This is a genomic window from Collimonas sp. OK242 (assembly GCF_900107095.1).
GTDB lineage: Bacteria > Pseudomonadota > Gammaproteobacteria > Burkholderiales > Burkholderiaceae_D > Collimonas.
This window is the reverse complement of record NZ_FNOR01000007.1, coordinates 256,787-275,356: the sequence shown is the minus strand read 5'-3', so window position 1 is coordinate 275,356 and position 18,570 is coordinate 256,787. Positions and strand designations below refer to the sequence as shown.

The window sequence follows — 18,570 nt, the reverse complement described above, 5'->3', positions numbered from 1 at the left end:
GATCAAGTTGTGGATGGGATCGGCGCACTTCTTGACGAAGACTTTGAAACGGGTCAAAACCGAGATGAGTCTGCACGTACTTGCCTACAATTTGAAACGTGTAATGCAGATATTGGGTGTCGACCGATTGATGCGAGAGATCCGGGCCTGAAGGGCTCTTTTTGCTGTGAAAATGAACGTGATTTGGAGCGGATTGCGGCGGTTTTTAGACTGCCACTCAAAAAATATTCCGTGCCGCAGACGGAAAAACTCGTCAGAATAAACCGCTCTCGTGACTTGGATGGCGGTCGTTGAACACGTTATTGATCGTGCCAACGAATTTCTATGTTTTTACACACTCTGGGCCGAACCGCGCCATTCGTGAAACGCGGGCTTCGCCCCAAAGCGGCCTGTGACGATTAGACCTTCAGCGCCTGAATTGAGCCGCGAAGCGGTTTCGGCTTGAATGAATTGTTAAGGCTCACCTAGTAACGAGCGCGATTGAATTTATGTGATATTCAACCAGCTTTGGTGCACCATGATCGAGGCGATAAATAAACTGCTCGTCGGCTGGGCCATTGTCGAACACTGACTTGTAGGTGAGGTTTACGAAAGTTCCAGTGATGTGGTTGTAATCGGTGTTCGACGTTGCCTTGCTAGAAGTCTTTACCTTGCCAAGTTTGCGACTAATCGCCTCTAGTAGGGATACGAAATCCTGTTGGGATGTCGCCGCTTTTAAATCCTGCGACGACAAGGAATAGATATCGTCGAACCTGCCTGAATTCCATTGTTCGTGGAAAGACGGAACCTGTGCTTCCGCTAGTTCCGTATCTTTTGACATCGAGCACCCTGCGAGCAGTAGGCCGACTACGACCAGCAAAAATCTCATCTTCATTTTCTTCCCCAGATGTGAAATGTGAGCCCTAACGAATAGCATTTATCCGCCGCCCCGGAAACGCAAAAATAAAACCCGCGAAATACCGATGGCGGATAAACGCTGTTGAACTGATGCGCCATCCCGAACGGTCGCTATCAGGATAGTAAGCCAGCCAATAGCAGCATTGGCAACAATACGACAGCAGGATACGATGAATGGGTGCATCACCCGGTACTGAAAAAGAATGCTCACCGTGGGAACTGACGGTCTGATGATTCAGACATGGCACCACTTTACGGCGTCGGCTATGTTTCCGGTAGTGTTGAAAATTATCCTTCAATTTGACTTTTCATATTTATCGGTTGCAATGTCGGCTTTGCAGGGTATTTCCGAATGACCGGATTTGGCGGCGGATTCAACTGGTCGCTACTGGTTGATTTCGACCCCAAGCAGCCTGTCACGGCTCGCGGGTCCAACGGCAGAAATGCAGCGTTAGCTGCCGATGGACAGTGCCCGCTTCCTGGCAACCTAACTGTGTGGGCTGAGCGTCCCAGCAAGTAGAGAGCAATCTGCGAAATCGCGATGGAGTACTCCCTTTAAGTGTGAGTGCAGAGCGTAGCCCCCCCCGTTACTATATTCATACCTCAGAATGAGGGGTATGAATATAGTAACGGGGGGGGGGCTAACGCCAACCTTTAAAACACATCAATGTTGCCAAGGCTGGCGCCGCAAGGTGTAAAAAGGATCCACCATGCGAATAGTTTAGCTACTTATCAGCGCTCTGCGCCGGTATTGGCCCGGGCCGACACCGAAGCAGCGCTTGAACACGCGATTGAAAGCGGCTTCCGATTGATAGCCGACCGCTTCACCGATGTCGCCGACTGAACGCTTGCCTTGCGTCAGCCATCGCGCGGCCTGCGCCATGCGCGTCTGCATCAGCATGGAGGCGGGCGTGGTGCCGGCCACGCTGCGGAACAGGCGGGCGAAAGTGGCGCGCGACATGTGGCAGGCTGCCGCCATATCATCCAGCGACCATGGTTTTTCCGGCGCGGCCAGCATCGCTTGCAGCGCCGCCTGCAAACGCCGTTCGGCCAATACCGCAAACAGGCCAGGTACTGCGTCGGCTTGCTCCAGCCACGCCCGGATCACCAGCGCGAACAGGGCGGACGACAACTGCGACACCACCGCACTCGCTCCTGGCCGCATGATTTCCGTTTCGACCCGCAGCATCGTTATCAAGGCTTTCAGCCCCGCAAAGTCGGGGCGACCCTCGGTGCGCACCAGGATCATCTCCGGCAAAGCGTCCAGCAAGGTGTTTGACTCGCCAGGATCGAATTCAAACTGGCCGCACAAGATGTCGGTGACTGGACCGTCGCCACCATTGCCCTTGACTTGCACCACTTGCACCCCTTGCGACTCGGACAAGTCGCGCAACGGAGTGAGTTCGTCGTCGCCTTCCGTGTACAGGCGATGCGCGCTGCCTTTCGGGAACACAATGATGTCGCCCGCCTGCAGGGCGACCCCTTTTTGTCCCGCTGCATCCAGCCATGCATTCCCCGAGACGACCAGATGATAGGGGGCGATGCCGCGCGCGGTGGCGGCGTGGTCAAGCACCCACGGCGCGCCGAAGTGGCAGCGGATATCAAGCGCGGTGCTGAGCGGATAGAGTGATAGCAGGCGGCTGAGGGCATCCATGGTGCTTTTGATTGAGACGAATAAGCAAATTATAGTAGTTTTTAAGCATTAATAAACCCAACTCGCCCGACTATACTTCATTTCATGCCGCTTCGACGCAGGCATAAGAACCCCTCAATTAACCATAAGGAAATTATCATGACCCGCCTTTACACCCAAGCAGTATCCGAAGCCACCGGCCAAGCGGCACAATTGTTCGGCGCCATCAAAAAAGCCGTCGGCATGGTGCCAAACGCATATATTGCGATTGGCAGCAACAGCCCGGTAGCCCTTGAAGCGGCCCTCAACCTGGATGCTGCCTTGAAAAAAGGCAGCCTCAGCGCCAAAGAAATCGAAATCGTCAAGCTTGCGGTCAGTGAAGCTGTAGCCTGCGATTACTGCCTAGCTGCGCATACGCTGATCGGCAAGAAAGTCGGCTTGAGCCGCGAAGCCATCTTGAATCTGCGCCACGGTCAGCCATCCGGCGATGTTCATAACGATGCATTGGCAAATTTTTCACGCAACCTGGTCTCAACACGCGGCACCGTGTCGTCCGAGGTGCTGAATGCGGTCAAGACAGCCGGTTTCACGGACGCGCAAATTGTCGACACCGCACTGGTTGTTGCTAGCATTACCTTCACCAATCTGGTTAACCGGATAAACGATACAACAGTCGATTTCCCTGCTGCGGATTGATCCGCCACGCGTGTCAATCTGAAGCTGACCGACACTGAGTCCCGCTAAAAACCGTATGGAGAATGACATGAAAAGCACCGCTCTGAACGCGCAATTTGCTGCCCCGCGCTTTGAATATCTGCCGGTGGGATTTTTTGGTTCGGTCATGGGATTGAGCGGATTGAGTATCGCGTGGAAGTTGGCGCATTCCCTATTTAATGCGCCGGAATGGATATCCCTGATAATTGGCGTACTTGCAGTTGTCGCTTTTATTGCGCTTGTTTTTTCCTATATCACCAAGCTTGTTACGGCGCCGGAAGTGGTTCGGAATGAATTCATGCACCCGATTGCGGGCAGCCTGTTTGGTACGATCTGGATCAGTCTGTTGCTGTTGCCGATCATTCTGGCGGATTGGAACCTGGTGCTAGCCAGGGTTCTCTGGATTACCGGCGCCCTCGCCATGACTGTCTTTGCCTTGTGGACGGTAAGTCGCTGGATGGGACAGCAGCAGCAGATCGAACATGCAACTCCGGCATGGATTGTTCCGGTTGTTGGCATGCTCGACGTGCCGCTTGGATTGCCTGTGCTGGATCTGCCCGCCTTGCATGACGTGATGATTTTTGCGCTGGCAGTTGGTCTTTTTTTCGCGATTCCCCTGTTCACGTTAATCTTTTCAAGGCTGCTTTTCCAAACGCCAATGCCGAGTGCTATGGAGCCTTCGTTGCTCATTTTGGTGGCGCCATTTTCAGTGGGATTTTCCGCTTATGTGACAACGACGGAACAAATCGATTTGTTTGCGAAAGCATTGTTTTTCCTGGCTATTTTCATATTGGCTGTATTGCTAGTTCGCCTTCGGAGTCTTGCGCGTTGCTGTCCATTTCGGGTTTCGTGGTGGTCAGTTAGCTTTCCGCTGGCAGCGTCCGCAGTGTCAGCCTTGAAGTTTTTTTCCTATGAAAGAAACATTGCGGCCCAAGGCATTGCTATAGGGCTTCTTGCTTTAGCTACGATCACAATCGCTGCATTGTTCGCTCGAACTCTAGCTGGAATTTTTAACGGCGAACTACGGGCGATTAGTTCGTAAGCTTGAAAAGCTTCAACTGAAAAACACTTTTTTCAGCGCGCGAATTTTTATTAGAAATATTTATGAAAATAATTCTATTTACATTCATTTTGTTAGGAGTCTCTATGCTTGACCATCGGAGTTTCATCGAAGCCCAGTGACCGCAACCAGTGGCGGATTCAACTGGTCGATGCAACACTTTAGAATGTACAAGCATCTGCGATGTACAGACAAGAGTAGATGCAGTCATATCCTATCGTTCGCTGGCTTCTGGGGCAATTTCCCACGTCACCGGTGCTCCCATGTTGGCTCCTTATTTCCAAGAACTTGCGCGTTTAGTGAGTTCAGAGGACAAGGGCTTATATAAACAATGTAAGTTCAAGCTTTTCCCAAATGCTCACTATGACGCCGACTTTACGTATTGACCTGGGATAGCACGCGAGAACTGCTTTCCGGTATCCGGGTTGTGGTCGTAGCGGCCAGGATTTTCTTCGCCTCGCTGAGACGGCAAAGTGTCAAGCAAAGAAAGCAGGCGAGCAGCGTGTCGTACCTGCGGATACGTCGCCGCCATTACATAGGTGCAAAGCCTTCAGTCTATGAGCCAGCGATTCCCACGAAGACCAGAAACAATACCGTTTGAAATGACCGAATGCCGATGGCTTTCATTCTCCGGGTTTTGCGTTACAGTCACTTACGCCTGATACACTTTTCCCGCTAACCGGTCGACGCATTGAACGTTAATCTACCCATACGCCACATTCACGGCGGCATATGGGAGCTCAAAATGGAAATGAATCAAACGTCGTCTCGCATTCACCCTTTGATGGCAGGCGCTGCAGCATCAGTCATGCTTGTTAGCTTGATTGCTGCGGCCGCTATTACGGGCTTGTTACCTACTTCGCACAGCAGCGTCGCACCGTTGGCAAGTACTGCGGCGCCAACTGCGTTGCCGGTTGCGGGAAGCGTGGTTGCAGCTACCGCCACTCCGGTTCAGTACGCCGCACCGGCCCAGCTTGATGAAGCGCCGGTTGTGCATCACAAACGTGTCGTACATCACGTAGCCCCAGCCTACTCCCAAGCGCCGCCACCGGTGCAATACGCTCAAGGGGATTCGAATTATAGTCAACCGTATTCGCAGCCGGCTCAACAACCAATTCAGCAACCAATTCAGCAACCAGCCGCGGAACACAGTACTGTCGGTATTGCGACCGGCGCCGTGATTGGCGGCCTACTCGGTCACCAAGTTGGAGGCGGAAACGGACGTACGCTTGCGACCATAGCAGCTGCAGTTGGCGGCGGTTATCTGGGCGACGTAGTTGGCAAGAAATACGGTTACTAGAGCTCACATATTGTCAGAAACCATGCGCAAATCTTGCGCATGGTTGTTTGTCGATGCTGCGTTAGGAACCAGTCAAAGCCATGATTACTTAGACCGGGAGCCCTAATCCAATACTGGTTACTGCACCGTATCAATTTTCTCAATGAGGTCTGGTCGTTCTTCATCGCCAAGGCGAGTCTGCTCGTACCCGACGACCCAAGACTCGCCGTTAGCCGCGACGGGCCGCAGTCGGCCGGAAGCGAGCATTTAGCTTCCGCGATTTTGTCTCAATCGAACGTCTGGCGCACACCCTGTTACGGACCTTGGGTGTTTTTGTCGCAGCGCCCCGAAGGGCATGCATAACAAGGCGCTCCAGCCGCCACCTCCAGTGGCGCAGTTTATAGAACTGCGCCATAACTGCGCCACAACTCTCTCAAACGGCGCCAACACTGCGATGTCATCCAGCACTGACTTACTGAACAACATTCAGCATTCGGTGACGGAGCGTGTTCCAGAGCCGAGCAGCCCAACGTGCAGGCACTGATCGTCGAAGAGCTCAGGCGGCTGCACGAGGGCGTACTGGCGCGCTATGGTCTGCGTCCGTTTGAGTACGCGGCCTGGACATAATTCGTTCGCGCTGGAACATGAAATGTGTCATTGCAAGACATGGCCCCGCTTCGGCGGCGCGCGCCCGGCTGGAAGTTTGCCGGGATGTATCGGGCACATCGCTGGCGCCGTGAACGCCGCAGTCACTGCCGGCGCCAGCATCCGTCGCTATAGAAAGGAATAGTGGCCATGGATGCGTCATTCCCCGCATGCATGGCCACCATCTTGTTGCAGCCGTGGCGTTCACGGCGTGATGCTGATTACTTAGGTGCAGCTTCTTTCACATCGGTCTTGGCGACAGGCGCTTCGGCTTTTGCCTTGGCGACAGGCGCCTTGACATCTACCTTGGCCGCCGGCGCTTCTGCCTTTTCTTTTGCGGCAGGCTCTTTTGCTTCCGATTTGACTACGGCTTTCGACTTGGCTTTGACAGCCTTGTGGTGCGTCTTGCCTGTCGCGGTCTTGGCCTTGGCTTCAGTGCCAGCGGCCTTTGCTTCCGTCTTTGCATCAGTCTTGACTGCCGGGGTAGCGGCAGCAGTGGCTGCGACAGGCGCTGCTGCCGGTGCGGCTGGAGCAGCTGGTGCAGTGCCTTGGGCGAAAACAGAAGTAGCAAACAAGCCAGCGATCAGAGTAGCGATTAATTTGTTCATTTGTGCACCTTTACGTTATCTTGATTACCCCGGGTAATTCCTGAGGACCTGAGCAATTAACGAGGGCGGCACAGGGATTGTTGACGCACATTACACACGGTTACAACTATGTACATGAAGCGCCGAAACGAGCCGGTCGCGCACTCAGCGCCACCCCGCTATCTACGCTCTGAGGCCATAGAGCCGGCTGATCCAGATCGACGTGCCCCCAGTGCTCTTGATCAGCATGCCTTTGCGCCTTCATCCTGGCTTAAAACAGATCCATGTTGATCTATGCACACTGGTTTTCGAGAGGTCTTATGAGCGAGCAGCGGCCTTTGCCTGATAGCGGCGGCTGGATCAGCAAGATGGGGCAATTTCGCAAGCAAAGACACCATCAAGACCAAAAGATTAGTTGCCATACGGAAAAAATAGACTAGTATAAATTCATCCTGAGACTGGATAGCGTTTGCATGTTTTGATGGGGCGACTTTTCGGCCAACTTTTTTCTACGTTTTTTACACAGCCTGGATCAGAAGCGGACGCTCGGATTCCCTCAACACCACTCCATGAAGGAGGATAAGCATGAGCATCGCAAAGAAGGATCTTGATCGTGAGGCTGCGGTCGCAAAGTTGAAGAACATCGTCCAGAGCGAGAAGGTACACAAAGCTCCGGCTAACCTGGATGATCTGATTGAACTCCTCAACGCTGACGACCTGCGTAACGTCACGGTAATGATACGCCCCAAGGGCCAGCCCGCAGGCATAGAACGGAAGTAGTTGATGCTCGAAGGCGGCACTTCCTCTCCGTCCAGGCAGCATGAGGAGCGCCCTGTTTCCAAAGACTATCCTACGTTATTTGGCTGTGAGCAAGGCGCGGGCGGACATGTGGTGGTGATCGGGCTGCCGTATGATCGCGGCACCGCGCCGGAGCATGCGGGTTGTGCTGCGGCGCCGCAAGCCGTGCGCCGGCTATCGGCGCCAGAGGTGCTGCGTGTGAAGCAAGGTGCGATCTATGACCTCGCACGACGCGAGATTATTTTTCCGGGCTCGGTTATCAGCGATCTTGGCGACCTGAAATATCGGCCGAATCAGTCGGATGACGATTACCTTGAGTTCGTTACTCACGCGATCTCGTTGGTGGCGCGTGAAGGCAAGCGGCCGCTGGTGCTTGGAGGCGATCACCTGGTCACCCTGCCGGTGCTGCGCGGGCTCGCCCGGGCCGGCCGGCGCGTGCAAATCGTCCAACTCGATGCACACCACGACTTTGACGTCATCGAGCGCGGCGAGCGTCCGACTCATGCGACTTTCGTTTCCTACATCGTAGCGGAGGAATTGGCCGAGAAAGTATTGCAAATCGGGATTCGCGGGCTCTCTTGGGGAGTTCCGCCCATGCCTGAAGGCGTGGCCTGCGTTAAGCTTTCCGATCTTAGGGACGCGTTGCTTCCTGGAGTGGATGTGTACCTGACGGTCGACACCGACGCGTTCGATCCGTCGGTGGCTCCCGCCGTCCAGTATCCGGAGCCGGGAGGACTGACGCTCTCTGCACTTGGGGAAGTGCTAGCGATTTTCCGTGAAAAGGGCCTGCGGGGGGCGGGCGCTGACTGGACCGAGTACAGCCCGGCACTCGATCCGGCCAACTGCCTGACCGGACGCTTCATCCTTCACGGACTCGCGCACATTGTTCGCTACCTTTCCGAGGAGCCCGCATGAGCACAGGCGGAAGCAATGAGGACTTCGGTGTCCAGACCTTGCTTGGCGCTGAGGCATCCGAACTTGCGTCGACTGCTCCACTTGAAGCGCCGATCGTGGTGCACGGAAGCGTTCAGCGCCTTGCGGCTTTCGCGGAGCTGCCAACGCTCCGATCCGCATCGGCAGTGCTGGACGCATGGGACGGCGCCTCTCGGACCGCGCGCGCCTGGTCGCCGGCCGACGGTCCTGCATATGAGATATTTCCCGTTCGCGAACAGCTGCGAGCCTTGTACGATGCCGGCTGCACGATTGTATTAGAGGGGGTCGAACGGTTCGTGCCCGGGCTCAGGCCGCTCTGTCGCGCACTCGAACGCGACCTCGATATCGGGGCAGGGAGAGTGAACGTGGAGGCATTCTGCGCCCGCGGCTCTGGTCACGGACGAGCCCATTTCGACTCCAGCTTCACCTTCAATTGCCAGCTTGAGGGAAGCAAGACGTGGCGCCTCGCCCGCCATGAGGCAGTGCGTTTTCCACCCACCGGGATGTTCCTGGGCCGAACGCCCGAACCTGAGCTGGCTCGGCTGCTTACCAAACCCCTGCCTGATGCGATAGAGGGCGGCGTTACGTTCATGGCTGAGCCCGGAACCGTTGTGTTCCTGCCTCCAGGAGTCCTTCACGAGACGCACACCAGGACTGGAAGCTACGCGATCGGTTTTGCCATCGAGCGCACGGAGAGCCTGGCGGGGATTATTGCCGAGGAGATCCGCGGCACTCTCCAAGGCATTCCTATGCTGCGCGCGGCGCGCTTCGGCGCCCAGTTTCAAGATATTGAGCAAGATAAACGCGTGGCCGCAGGCGCACTTCGTTGCCTTGTGGACGCGATTGAGTCTCCCGATTGGCGTAACACCGAAGCGAGGTTCCGGCTCCGCCCCGGGCTCACCGCCGAACCGGTGGGCCCAACCTGCATTGTCCTGCGCGGGGCAGGCGCGGCCCGTACCTTTTCGCTCGACGAAATGCCTGTGGCCATGCTCGGATGGGCGTCTGGCCGAAGTGCATTTTCTTCCCGCGATCTCGCACATGACTTGCCCTTGATCGATCCCGAATTGGCCGACACCTATGTTCAGCAACTGATTCACCTTGGCCTCGTGGAGCGTGTGGCGTGAGCATCAACGACGAGCTGGGCAGCGGGCCCGAGTTCCGCCTCGCTGCCTTGATGTCCATCCACCTGCGCGAGCACCATGAACTCCAGCTGCCCGACACATTGGGCGATGGCGCTCTCCTCAATCGATTACCTCCGCTTGCGCACATGCGGCGCGCGTTGAAGGACTTCGGCTACATCTTTATGCCTGCCTCTCAGATCGCCGGCATCCACGCCATGTTTCCCATCCTCGAACTGACGGAAATCTTCCGGACACGGACCATCCCTTTCCGCCGAACTGCGCTTGCGGCCGAGCAGGTGCTGGCCGATCGGCCGGACCTTAGCATGCCTGACTCGCTATTCAGGGATATCTGCGTTGCAAGTTATTCGTTTCATGAGGGGGCTCACGCGATCTTCTACGAGACGGCATGCGCACAGGAAGGCATCCCGCAAGGGCGGCGGCTGGTGGAAGTGGTGCTTGGCAGCGAGGCCTTCGCCATGGCCTTCGAGCAATACGTGGCGCTGCTCGCCATGGTCGAAGGGCAGCGCTCGACGAGATTGTTCCTGGCGCTCAACGCCTATGCCAACCCGCTCGACAATCAGCGGCTTGACCATGGCTTCCCTGGCGCAGTCGGGCGCCTCGGACGATTAGCGCTTGAGGCGCCGGCCCAGATGCTCACAATGCTGCTGAATGCGCATCTGGTTGCTCTGCTTCGTCCCACAGCCGTCGCCGGGTTGCCAGGTCTTGCGGAGCAGCTTGCCGCTTATGCGGGCTTGCCGTCGATGGATCCAACAGATGCCGAGCACCTGACTTCGATCGGGTTTCACGTCGACTACGAATTCCGAGGCCATACCCAGAACAATTTTTATTCCTGTCTGGGGCTTGAGCACGAGCTCGAAGCGGTTCGTGCCGAGCCGCTGGAATCCTATCTGGCGGGCGGGACCCTGATCGAGGAGATCCTCCCGCCCGCCATTGACGCCGTTCTCGGTTGCACTGCCAGCCTGCCATGACTACGCACAATACAAAACTCGCATGCATCGCCGATCAGGATGAATTCTACGAGGACTTCTTCATGAAGGGCAGGCCGGTGGTCGTCGCCGGTGCGGCGCGCAGGATGGGAGCATTTTCCAGATGGACCGATATGCACCTGCGAACGACGCTGGCAGGACTTCGTCCCATGGTCCGTTTCGAGGACGGCCGCTTGGGGCGAATTCCGGTCGAGAGTTTTATCGACTACCTCGCCGCTCCCGACATGTTCAGTTCGTCGCACGGATCGATATATCTCACGGACTTTTACATAAAACCGAGCTTCGGCGACAGCCGTTGCGAGACCCTTGCGGCCGACGCCACGTTTCCGCTGCGTCGAGGCGGCCCCTTTGCCGAGTGGATCTCGCTCTATGCCGGACCGGCGGGGACATCTACGGCATGGCACCAGGACATCTTCTCCACCCACACCTGGCTCGCGCAGTTGCGCGGGGAGAAAATCTGGCGCCTGTGCGCGCCCGACATCGACGTCTCGCCATCCGAGGTTGTTGCGGACTGCGAGATCTACGAGGCGTTTCTGACGGCTGGCGACCTCATTTATCTCCCCCCGGATTGGTGGCACCAGGTACAGAATCAAACTTCGACATTGGCAATCTCGGGCAATTTCTGTTGTTTCGCGGATGCCGAAGCCGCGCTGGCTGAAGCCCGGTTCAGCGACTCCCCGCGCCGGGACGTCTGGATCCGTACCTGGACTGAAATCCTTGCTCAGAAAAGCGGCAGCATGCCATGAATCCTGCACACGTCACCGCACTTAACGTGGCGATCGAGAGTAGGCGCCTATGCCTTGAACCTATTGGCCCGCAGCATGCACAGCTTCTGTTCTTGTCCATGCAAGATCCGGCAATCTACACCTGGATCTCATCCGTCCCTCCGGCAAGCGTGGCGGCACTTGAGGATGCCTGGACTCGCGCCGCAGCTCGATTGCTTGCCGACCACGAGGATGTCTATCTCAACTGGGCGGTCCGGCGTAGATCGGACGGTGCATGGGTGGGCAAGATGGACGCGGAAATCAATTCGGCCAATGTCGCGACCAACATCGGGTACTTGTTTTTTCCGCCGTTCTGGGGACAGGGATACGCAACCGAGGCAGTTCGGGCATTAGCGGCACATTTGTCGCGCGAAGGAATCGTGGAGCAGGTGGCGACGGTCACCTTCGGAAACGAAGCATCGACCCGTGTGCTGGAGCGCGCGGGGTTCTTGCGGAAACGCATATTGCCTGGCAACGACACGGTGCGCGGCGTTGTTGTTGACGACATCGAGTATGTCCGCCATGGGCTCTAAAGAGCTGGCGAAGATAAGGGTCTAGCGAAAGTTTCTTCTTCACTTCCGAATACGTGGACTCGGACAGCTCATTGCCACTACAATCGTCACACTCAAAAATAAGATAACGCATACCATTTCATACAAATATTACTGTTTTTGTATAAAATAAGATACGTTATTTACTCTCTCTGCTTGTTCTGTCTATACTCAATATAATGCTGCTAGTGGCACATAACGTATGCTATAAAGAACAAAACTCAAGTTTTTTGTACAAAATAGATTACATTATGCCGAAACCAGCCACAATCCTGTATCCAAGCTCAGCCCGAGCCTTGCTGGCCTTGGGTAGACGCATGAAAGATGCTCGCCTGCGACGCCGATTTTCTGCGGAGACGGTCGCGGCGCGCGCCGGAATCACTCGACAAACACTGACGAAAATCGAGTCGGGAGCTGCCTCTGTCACGATGGGCAATTATTTTCAAGTCCTGGTCGTCCTCGGACTGGACAAGGATATGAACTCGGTAGCGAGCGACGACGTCCTCGGCCGTCGCCTGCAAGATGCAGAGCTTCCACAGCGGCAGCGGGCTCCAAGGAGAACCGCCGCTCAAATGAAAGAAGATGCTGCAGCCCTGTCGGATGGCGCAAGCGAGCTCGATCCGACTACCGCAATCTCCCCTCTTGGCGACGATAAAAAAGGCGAGTGATGGCTACGAAGAAACCGCAACCTCGCTTGAAAGTCTGGCTCGATGACCCGGCGTTTGGGCCGCTTCAGCAAATTGGAAATCTTCATAAAGTCGGGCACGGCGGTGTCCGCTTCACGTACACCGACGCATGGCTTAAAAATCCGGTAGCGTTCAAGCTCGACCCGGCCCTGACGCTTGATGCGAACGACTTCTTCCCTGCAAACTCGAATTTCGGCGTGTTCATGGATTCGTGCCCGGACAGATGGGGGCAGGTTCTGATGCAGCGCCGGGAAACTATCGAGGCGAAAGAAGCCGGCCGGACGAAGGTGACGCTTGGGGCGTGGGAATTTCTTTGCGGAGTGCAGGACCATACGCGGATGGGTGCGCTACGATTTAGCGCTGAAGATGAGGACATCTTCCTGGCGCGCGAACTGCTCGCGGCCCCGCCGATGACGAGCTTGGCCGAGCTGCAGGCTGTTGCGTTGGAGCTGTCGCGAAAAAAATTCGACGACATGCCGAAGCTGAAGCAATGGCTCAAAATTCTCGTCGCTCCAGGTGCGTCACTGGGTGGCGCTCGGCCAAAAGCGAACCTGTCAGAGGCAAATGAACTTTGGATTGCGAAATTTCCGTCAGTTGAAGACGACAGGGACGTGGCGTTATGGGAAAAGCTGGTGCATGACATGGCGGCTGCCTGCGGGATAGCGGTGCCTAAGTCGCGTATCGAGCGAGTGGGCCATGAATATCACACTTTCATGGTTCAGCGATTCGACCGGGAAAACGGAGAAAGGAAATTCTTTACCTCCGCAATGACTCTCCTGAACAAGACAGACAAGGAAGAGGCGACCTATATCGACCTTGCCCAATTCATCGCGGAACAGGGAAGTCCCGCCCATATCGCCGAGGACCTGAAGCAGTTGTTCAGGAGGGTGGCCTTTAACATCGCAGTAGCCAATCGCGACGACCACTTACGCAATCATGGATTCATGCGCACGCTTTCAGGATGGCGGCTTTCGAAGGCATACGACATGAATCCGTCGGTGAAAAAGCCTGAGCATGTGTTGGGTATAGACGAGGGTTTGCATGGACCGTCGCTGGAAACTCTGTTGGAGACGGCGCCGTACTACGATTTAAACGAGCCGGATGCGATAGAGGTCATCGAGGAGGTGTTAGCTGTGGTGGCCACGTGGAGAGCCCGTGCCAAGGCGTTGCACATCTCCATTGCGGATGTTGAAGAGATGGAAGATCTTTTTATAACGGAGCTGGAGTAGGGCGAAGGCCAATAACAAACGTCTAAGTCAGGCTCGATATCGCGGCGCGTTCTATTAGTGATGACCTTAACCCATTCTTGGGTCATAAAGCCATTTCCGAAGTTTGCTTGCCGTGATGCCTTTGGCATCTGCATGCAAGGGATTAATCAGGACGTTTTGTTCCTCTGGAACAATGACAGACGGCACCAGCAGCAAGGCAGAAACACCACTGGCAGCCCAGGCATCGCCAGCGTCAAGACTTACCTTGCCTGTTGGGAGGGCATCCCATCCGACTGGCGCGCTTGTCGCCGTTACCTGTACGGCCGCTTTCCATGCAGCGTCAGGGATCTCGATGCGCACCAGGTAACGATTTAAAGGCAGCCCGGCTGATTTCACATGGACAAATGTTTCCAGGCAAGCCAGAGCAATGTTTTCTGCACAGTAAAGTAAAGCAGTTCCGGGGCGATTCCAGCGCCCGCCGGTGACCTTGGCACCGGCGCCAGTCAGGTCGTCAGCGGTATAGTCAGGCGTGTCGGCAGCAATGCGCCACACCACTTTGCTCAAGCGTAGGCTCCGCTTTGCATCGTGGCCAGAAGATTGGAAACCAGTTTTTGACCTTCCATGGTGTCCATGTAACTCGCAGGACATTCACCGCCCAAGGCGGGAATCGGTTCTTCCAGCCAGTGCGCAAGCCATTTTGCGGCATCAAATCCTTCCGGGTTGCCGGATTGCTCTACCATTGTCTGCACCTGGCCGATCAAATTGGACATGCCGACCACACGCTCGCTGTCTTCCGCGGAAAGCTCCTCATCCCTGCTCGCCTTGCGATTGACGGTGGCCGTTGACAGCCTCAGGAACTTGAAAACCCTGTCCTGGGGAGTATCCATCATGCGCACCATGTCTTTTACCTCAACCGCCCGCACACCTTGCCGTATCAACCTCACACGAAAAGCCGGGGTAGAGCCGTACACGTTACGAAAGTCAGTCAGCGACATCAGGCTAGACTCAGCTGCTTGTTTTGGTGCAAACGCTGTTGCCCGAAGTGCTTTTTTGGCTTGAGGGCGTTTCTCAGTTGAAATTGTCATGATGTGCTCCCTTGAGCAATAATATTAGATCAAATGAGCATTAAAGCCAAGGGCCAGATTCTTCATCGCCGCTGCCTGATCGGTATGCTCCGATCTCGGGACGATAGGCGCTGGACAAGACAAGGTGTGTATTGACAACGGCTACACATCTGACTATATTTCGTATATCTATTGTGTATGCATCGAGAGGGGAATTTCATGCGTGACGCCGCCATCAATCTGCGGGCTTTGCCCGAGCAGCGAGACTTGATTGATCACGCTGCAACCCTGCTGGGCAAGAACCGTTCGGACTTCATGCTTGAGGCCGCCTGCGACAAAGCACAGGCAGTGGTGCTTGATCAGGTTTTTTTCAGCTTGAATACCGACAAATTCCAGCAGTTCACTGCAATGCTCGACGCCCCACCCAGTCACAATCCAGGGCTTGAGCGTCTCATGGCCGTGACGGCTCCTTGGGTCGCTGCCGAGGCATGAGCTTGCAACTCAACGCACCTCAGCCGCTCGCGGCCACCCACCTTCTGGATGGATTTGAGTGCGGCGAGACCGTTCTCGACGAGTGGCTCAAGCGCCGCGCAATGAGCAACCAAATGAGCGGTGCCAGCCGCACGTTTGTAGTGACGGATCATGACGGCCGTGTTTACGGCTACTACGCCATGGCTGCGGGCGCGGTCTCGCACCAGACGGCAGCCAGCTCGGTGCGCCGTAACATGCCAGATCCAATACCGGTGATGGTTCTAGCTCGGCTCGCGGTTGACCGTCGCGCCCAAGGCATCAAACTTGGCGCATCCCTATTGCAAGACGCGGTCAACCGGGCTGTGATGGTTTCTCAGAACGCCGGTGTCCGAGCGTTGCTGGTGCATGCGCTTCACGATCGCGCCAAGGAATTCTACGGGCACTATGGTTTTCAAGAATCGCCGCAGCATCCAATGACGCTGATGCTGCGCTTGAATACCGTGAAGGCCTGATGGGTTCATCGATCGGAGCATACCGGTTTCGCCAAGGACGAGAACCGGCACTTTACAAATCAGACGTCAATATTCCCCGCCTGCAGCGCATTCAACTCGATAAACGCCCGACGCGGCTCAACATCATCCCCCATCAAGGTCATGAAGATCTGATCCGCAGCAATAGCATCCTCAATCTGCACCTTCAACAAGCGGCGCACGGTCGGATCCATCGTGGTTTCCCACAATTGCGATGGATTCATCTCGCCCAGACCTTTATAGCGCTGCTTGCTGACGCCGCGTTCTGCTTCGTCGCGCAGCCAGGCCATGGCTTGATGGAAATCGATGATGGCTGATTCTTTGACCTTTTCACCGGCGCCGCGGCGTATCATCGCGCCAGGACCGATCAAACCCTTGAAGGTTTCTGCAGCGTTGACCAACACCGTGTAGTCAGGGCTGGCGACGAAATCGCTGTCGATCGCGCTGGCTTTGATGTTGCCGTGGTAGCGGCGGTGGATGCGCAGCGCGTGCTTGTCGGACAGCTCGTCGGATTTGACGATGACTTGCACCGATGGCTCGTTGATCGATGCTTGCAGTGCCTGGGCGGATGCTTCTGCATCTGCCAGCGTATCCAGCTTGAGCGTGACGCCGGTCATGATGGAGGTAAGCGCAGCGCCGTCGATCGCGCGCGTCAAGCGGGTGATGATGGAGTTCGCCATATTGTACTGACGCACCAATTCGGCCAGGGCCGGGCCGCTGATCGGCAGCGCGCCTTCGCTTGGCACCAGGGCGGCGTCGTTCAGCGCAACCTGCATCATGTAGCTGACTTCTTCGGCGTCGTCTTTCAGGTAGCGCTCGTCCTTGCCGTGCTTGACCTTGTACAGCGGCGGCTGGGCGATGTAGATATGGCCGCGTTCCACCAGTTGCGGCATCTGGCGGTAGAACAGGGTCAGCAGCAGGGTGCGGATGTGGGCGCCGTCGACGTCCGCATCGGTCATGATGATGATGCGGTGGTAGCGTAGCTTGTCGGCGTTGAATTCATCGGCGCCGATGCTGGTGCCGAGGGTGGCGATCAGGGTAGTGATCTGTTCCGACGACAGCATTTTTTCGAAGCGGGCTTTTTCGACGTTGAGCACTTTACCGCGCAACGGCAGGATGGCCTGGAACTTGCGGTCGCGGCCTTGCTTGGCGGAGCCGCCGGCTGAGTCACCCTCGACGATGTAGAGTTCGCACAGGGCGGGATCTTTTTCCTGGCAATCGGCCAGCTTCGACGACAGGCCGAGGCCGTCCATCACGCCTTTGCGGCGCGTCAGTTCGCGCGCTTTGCGGGCGGCGTCGCGGGCGCGGGCGGCTTCGACGATCTTGCCGCAGATGATCTTGGCGTCGTTCGGGCGTTCTTGCAGGTAGTCGTTGAGCGTCTTGGCGACGATTTCTTCCACCGGCAGACGGACTTCGCTGGAAACCAGCTTGTCTTTGGTTTGCGAGCTGAATTTCGGCTCCGGCACTTTGACGGACAAGACGCAGGTGAGGCCTTCGCGCATGTCGTCGCCGCTGGTTTCTACCTTGGCTTTCTTGGCGAAATCATGTTCTTCGATGTACTTGTTGAGCACCCGGGTCATGGCGGCGCGCAGGCCGGTGAGGTGGGTGCCGCCGTCGCGTTGCGGGATGTTGTTGGTGAAGCAGAGTACTTGTTCGTTGTAGGCGTCGTTCCATTGCATGGAGACGTCGACCGAGACACCGTCCTTTTCGCCGGTGGCCTGGAAAATGGTCGGGTGCAGGACGGTTTTGGCTTTGTTGATGTATTCGACGAAACCGCGGGTGCCGCCTTCGAAGGCGAAGTTTTCTTCCTTGCCGGTGCGCTGGTCGGTCAGCTTGATGTGCACGCCGTTGTTGAGGAAGGACAGTTCGCGGATGCGCTTGGCCAGGATTTCGTAGTGGAATTCGACGTGCGTGAAAATCTCTTCGTCGGCCCAGAAGTGGACTTCAGTGCCGCGCTTGTCGGTGTCGCCGATGACTTTGATCGGGGAGACCAGCACGCCTTCCTGCATTTCGGTTTCGCGATTTTGCGGTACGCCGCGCACGAATTCCATGTAATGCACTTTGCCGTCGCGGCGGATGGTCAGCTTGAGCAGTTTGGACAGGCCGTTAACGCAAGACACGCCCACACCGTGCAAGCCGCCGGATACCTTGTAGGAGTTCTGGTCGAACTTGCCGCCGGCGTGCAGCTCGGTCATGACGATTTCGGCTGCGCTGCGCTTCGGTTCGTGCTTGTCGTCGAACTTGATGCCGGTCGGCACGCCGCGGCCGTTGTCGGTGATCGAGATCGAATTGTCGGCATGGATGGTGACGTGGATTTCGGTGCAGTGGCCGGCCAGCGATTCATCGATGGAGTTGTCCAGCACTTCGAATACCAGGTGGTGCAGGCCGGTGCCGTCAGAGGTGTCGCCGATGTACATCCCGGGGCGTTTGCGCACCGCTTCGAGGCCTTCGAGAATCTGGATCGAGGACGCGCCGTATGCATTGGGTTGCGGCTGATTGGTGTTGTCTTGAGGGGCTGATGACATGGCTACCTTCTGAAAAGCTTACTTCGGAACTACATATATTGGGGCTGGATGCTACTTTTGCAAGCAAATAGGGTCGTAGGGTGGGCACCCGTGCCCA

At 56.3% G+C, this 18,570-nt stretch carries 19 protein-coding genes and 1 pseudogene; 14 read left to right on the top strand and 6 right to left on the bottom strand.

Annotated elements, in window-relative coordinates; genetic code table 11:
• A pseudogene (locus BLV81_RS24080) lies at window positions 1-151 on the top strand (IS5/IS1182 family transposase); the annotation flags it as partial.
• A gap of 309 nt (window positions 152-460) precedes the next feature.
• On the opposite strand, the gene BLV81_RS09950 reads toward BLV81_RS24080, so the two are convergent.
• Window positions 461-874 carry an NTF2-like N-terminal transpeptidase domain-containing protein gene (locus BLV81_RS09950; RefSeq protein WP_176992812.1) on the bottom strand — a complete coding sequence of 138 codons (414 nt, stop codon included), beginning with the start codon at window positions 872-874 and terminating at the stop codon, window positions 461-463.
• 744 nt (window positions 875-1,618) lie between these two features.
• On the bottom strand, window positions 1,619-2,551 hold the full coding sequence (locus tag BLV81_RS09945) for an AraC family transcriptional regulator (protein WP_092355000.1): 933 nt from the start codon (window positions 2,549-2,551) through the stop codon (window positions 1,619-1,621).
• A gap of 138 nt (window positions 2,552-2,689) precedes the next feature.
• Between BLV81_RS09945 and BLV81_RS09940 the strand changes: the two genes are divergently transcribed.
• The 3 genes from BLV81_RS09940 to BLV81_RS09930 all read left to right on the top strand — a co-directional run bounded on the left by BLV81_RS09940 (window position 2,690) and on the right by BLV81_RS09930 (window position 5,604).
• Entirely contained in the window at window positions 2,690-3,226 is a 537-nt protein-coding gene (locus BLV81_RS09940; protein WP_092354997.1) for a carboxymuconolactone decarboxylase family protein, read from the top strand.
• A 67-nt stretch (window positions 3,227-3,293) separates the two neighbouring features.
• Entirely contained in the window at window positions 3,294-4,286 is a 993-nt protein-coding gene (locus BLV81_RS09935; protein WP_092354994.1) for an SLAC1 anion channel family protein, read from the top strand.
• An 826-nt stretch (window positions 4,287-5,112) separates the two neighbouring features.
• On the top strand, window positions 5,113-5,604 hold the full coding sequence (locus tag BLV81_RS09930; protein WP_255365092.1) for a glycine zipper 2TM domain-containing protein: 492 nt from the start codon (window positions 5,113-5,115) through the stop codon (window positions 5,602-5,604).
• Between the two features lie 845 nt (window positions 5,605-6,449).
• Here the strand turns inward: BLV81_RS09930 and BLV81_RS09925 are convergent.
• Window positions 6,450-6,836 carry a hypothetical protein gene (locus tag BLV81_RS09925; RefSeq protein WP_092354988.1) on the bottom strand — a complete coding sequence of 129 codons (387 nt, stop codon included), beginning with the start codon at window positions 6,834-6,836 and terminating at the stop codon, window positions 6,450-6,452.
• Between the two features lie 564 nt (window positions 6,837-7,400).
• Here BLV81_RS09925 and BLV81_RS09920 point away from each other — a divergent pair.
• The 8 genes from BLV81_RS09920 (at window position 7,401) to BLV81_RS09885 (ending at window position 13,904) form a co-directional block, all read left to right on the top strand.
• Window positions 7,401-7,595: a hypothetical protein gene (locus BLV81_RS09920; RefSeq protein ID WP_092354985.1), complete on the top strand. Its 195-nt coding sequence runs from the start codon at window positions 7,401-7,403 to the stop codon at window positions 7,593-7,595.
• A 3-nt stretch (window positions 7,596-7,598) separates the two neighbouring features.
• Window positions 7,599-8,528: an arginase family protein gene (locus BLV81_RS09915; protein ID WP_092354982.1), complete on the top strand. Its 930-nt coding sequence runs from the start codon at window positions 7,599-7,601 to the stop codon at window positions 8,526-8,528.
• Window positions 8,525-9,670, top strand: a complete 1,146-nt coding sequence (locus BLV81_RS09910; RefSeq protein ID WP_092354979.1) for a JmjC domain-containing protein — start codon at window positions 8,525-8,527, stop codon at window positions 9,668-9,670. The genes BLV81_RS09915 and BLV81_RS09910 overlap by 4 nt, the downstream gene beginning before the upstream one ends.
• On the top strand, window positions 9,667-10,656 hold the full coding sequence (locus BLV81_RS09905; protein WP_092354976.1) for a hypothetical protein: 990 nt from the start codon (window positions 9,667-9,669) through the stop codon (window positions 10,654-10,656). Before BLV81_RS09910 ends, BLV81_RS09905 begins: the two co-directional genes overlap by 4 nt.
• Entirely contained in the window at window positions 10,653-11,420 is a 768-nt protein-coding gene (locus BLV81_RS09900) for a cupin-like domain-containing protein (RefSeq protein ID WP_092354973.1), read from the top strand. Before BLV81_RS09905 ends, BLV81_RS09900 begins: the two co-directional genes overlap by 4 nt.
• A complete protein-coding gene (locus tag BLV81_RS09895; RefSeq protein ID WP_092354970.1) occupies window positions 11,417-11,971 on the top strand; it encodes a GNAT family N-acetyltransferase in 555 nt (184 codons plus the stop codon). The genes BLV81_RS09900 and BLV81_RS09895 overlap by 4 nt, the downstream gene beginning before the upstream one ends.
• 197 nt (window positions 11,972-12,168) lie before the next feature.
• Window positions 12,169-12,657, top strand: a complete 489-nt coding sequence (locus BLV81_RS09890; protein WP_369823851.1) for a helix-turn-helix domain-containing protein — start codon at window positions 12,169-12,171, stop codon at window positions 12,655-12,657.
• Window positions 12,657-13,904, top strand: a complete 1,248-nt coding sequence (locus tag BLV81_RS09885; RefSeq protein WP_092354967.1) for a type II toxin-antitoxin system HipA family toxin — start codon at window positions 12,657-12,659, stop codon at window positions 13,902-13,904. The genes BLV81_RS09890 and BLV81_RS09885 overlap by 1 nt, the downstream gene beginning before the upstream one ends.
• Before the next feature lie 66 nt (window positions 13,905-13,970).
• Here the strand turns inward: BLV81_RS09885 and BLV81_RS09880 are convergent, their stop codons facing one another.
• Together BLV81_RS09880 and BLV81_RS09875 are read right to left on the bottom strand one after the other, a co-directional pair.
• Window positions 13,971-14,447 carry an RES family NAD+ phosphorylase gene (locus tag BLV81_RS09880; RefSeq protein WP_255365091.1) on the bottom strand — a complete coding sequence of 159 codons (477 nt, stop codon included), beginning with the start codon at window positions 14,445-14,447 and terminating at the stop codon, window positions 13,971-13,973.
• Window positions 14,444-14,968, bottom strand: a complete 525-nt coding sequence (locus BLV81_RS09875) for an antitoxin Xre/MbcA/ParS toxin-binding domain-containing protein (RefSeq protein ID WP_092354961.1) — start codon at window positions 14,966-14,968, stop codon at window positions 14,444-14,446. Before BLV81_RS09875 ends, BLV81_RS09880 begins: the two co-directional genes overlap by 4 nt.
• Before the next feature lie 198 nt (window positions 14,969-15,166).
• On the opposite strand from BLV81_RS09875, the gene BLV81_RS09870 reads away from it, so the two are divergent.
• The gene (locus tag BLV81_RS09870; protein WP_092354958.1) at window positions 15,167-15,439 is read left to right on the top strand and encodes a type II toxin-antitoxin system TacA family antitoxin; all 273 of its coding nucleotides are present in this window, start codon (window positions 15,167-15,169) and stop codon (window positions 15,437-15,439) included.
• Window positions 15,436-15,930 (top strand): GNAT family N-acetyltransferase, encoded by a 495-nt coding sequence (locus BLV81_RS09865; RefSeq protein ID WP_092354955.1) that lies wholly within the window; start codon window positions 15,436-15,438, stop codon window positions 15,928-15,930. Before BLV81_RS09870 ends, BLV81_RS09865 begins: the two co-directional genes overlap by 4 nt.
• Before the next feature lie 59 nt (window positions 15,931-15,989).
• On the opposite strand, the gene gyrB is transcribed toward BLV81_RS09865, so the two are convergent.
• On the bottom strand, window positions 15,990-18,473 hold the full coding sequence (gyrB, locus tag BLV81_RS09860; RefSeq protein WP_092354952.1) for a DNA topoisomerase (ATP-hydrolyzing) subunit B: 2,484 nt from the start codon (window positions 18,471-18,473) through the stop codon (window positions 15,990-15,992).
• Window positions 18,474-18,570: the final 97 nt, after the last annotated feature.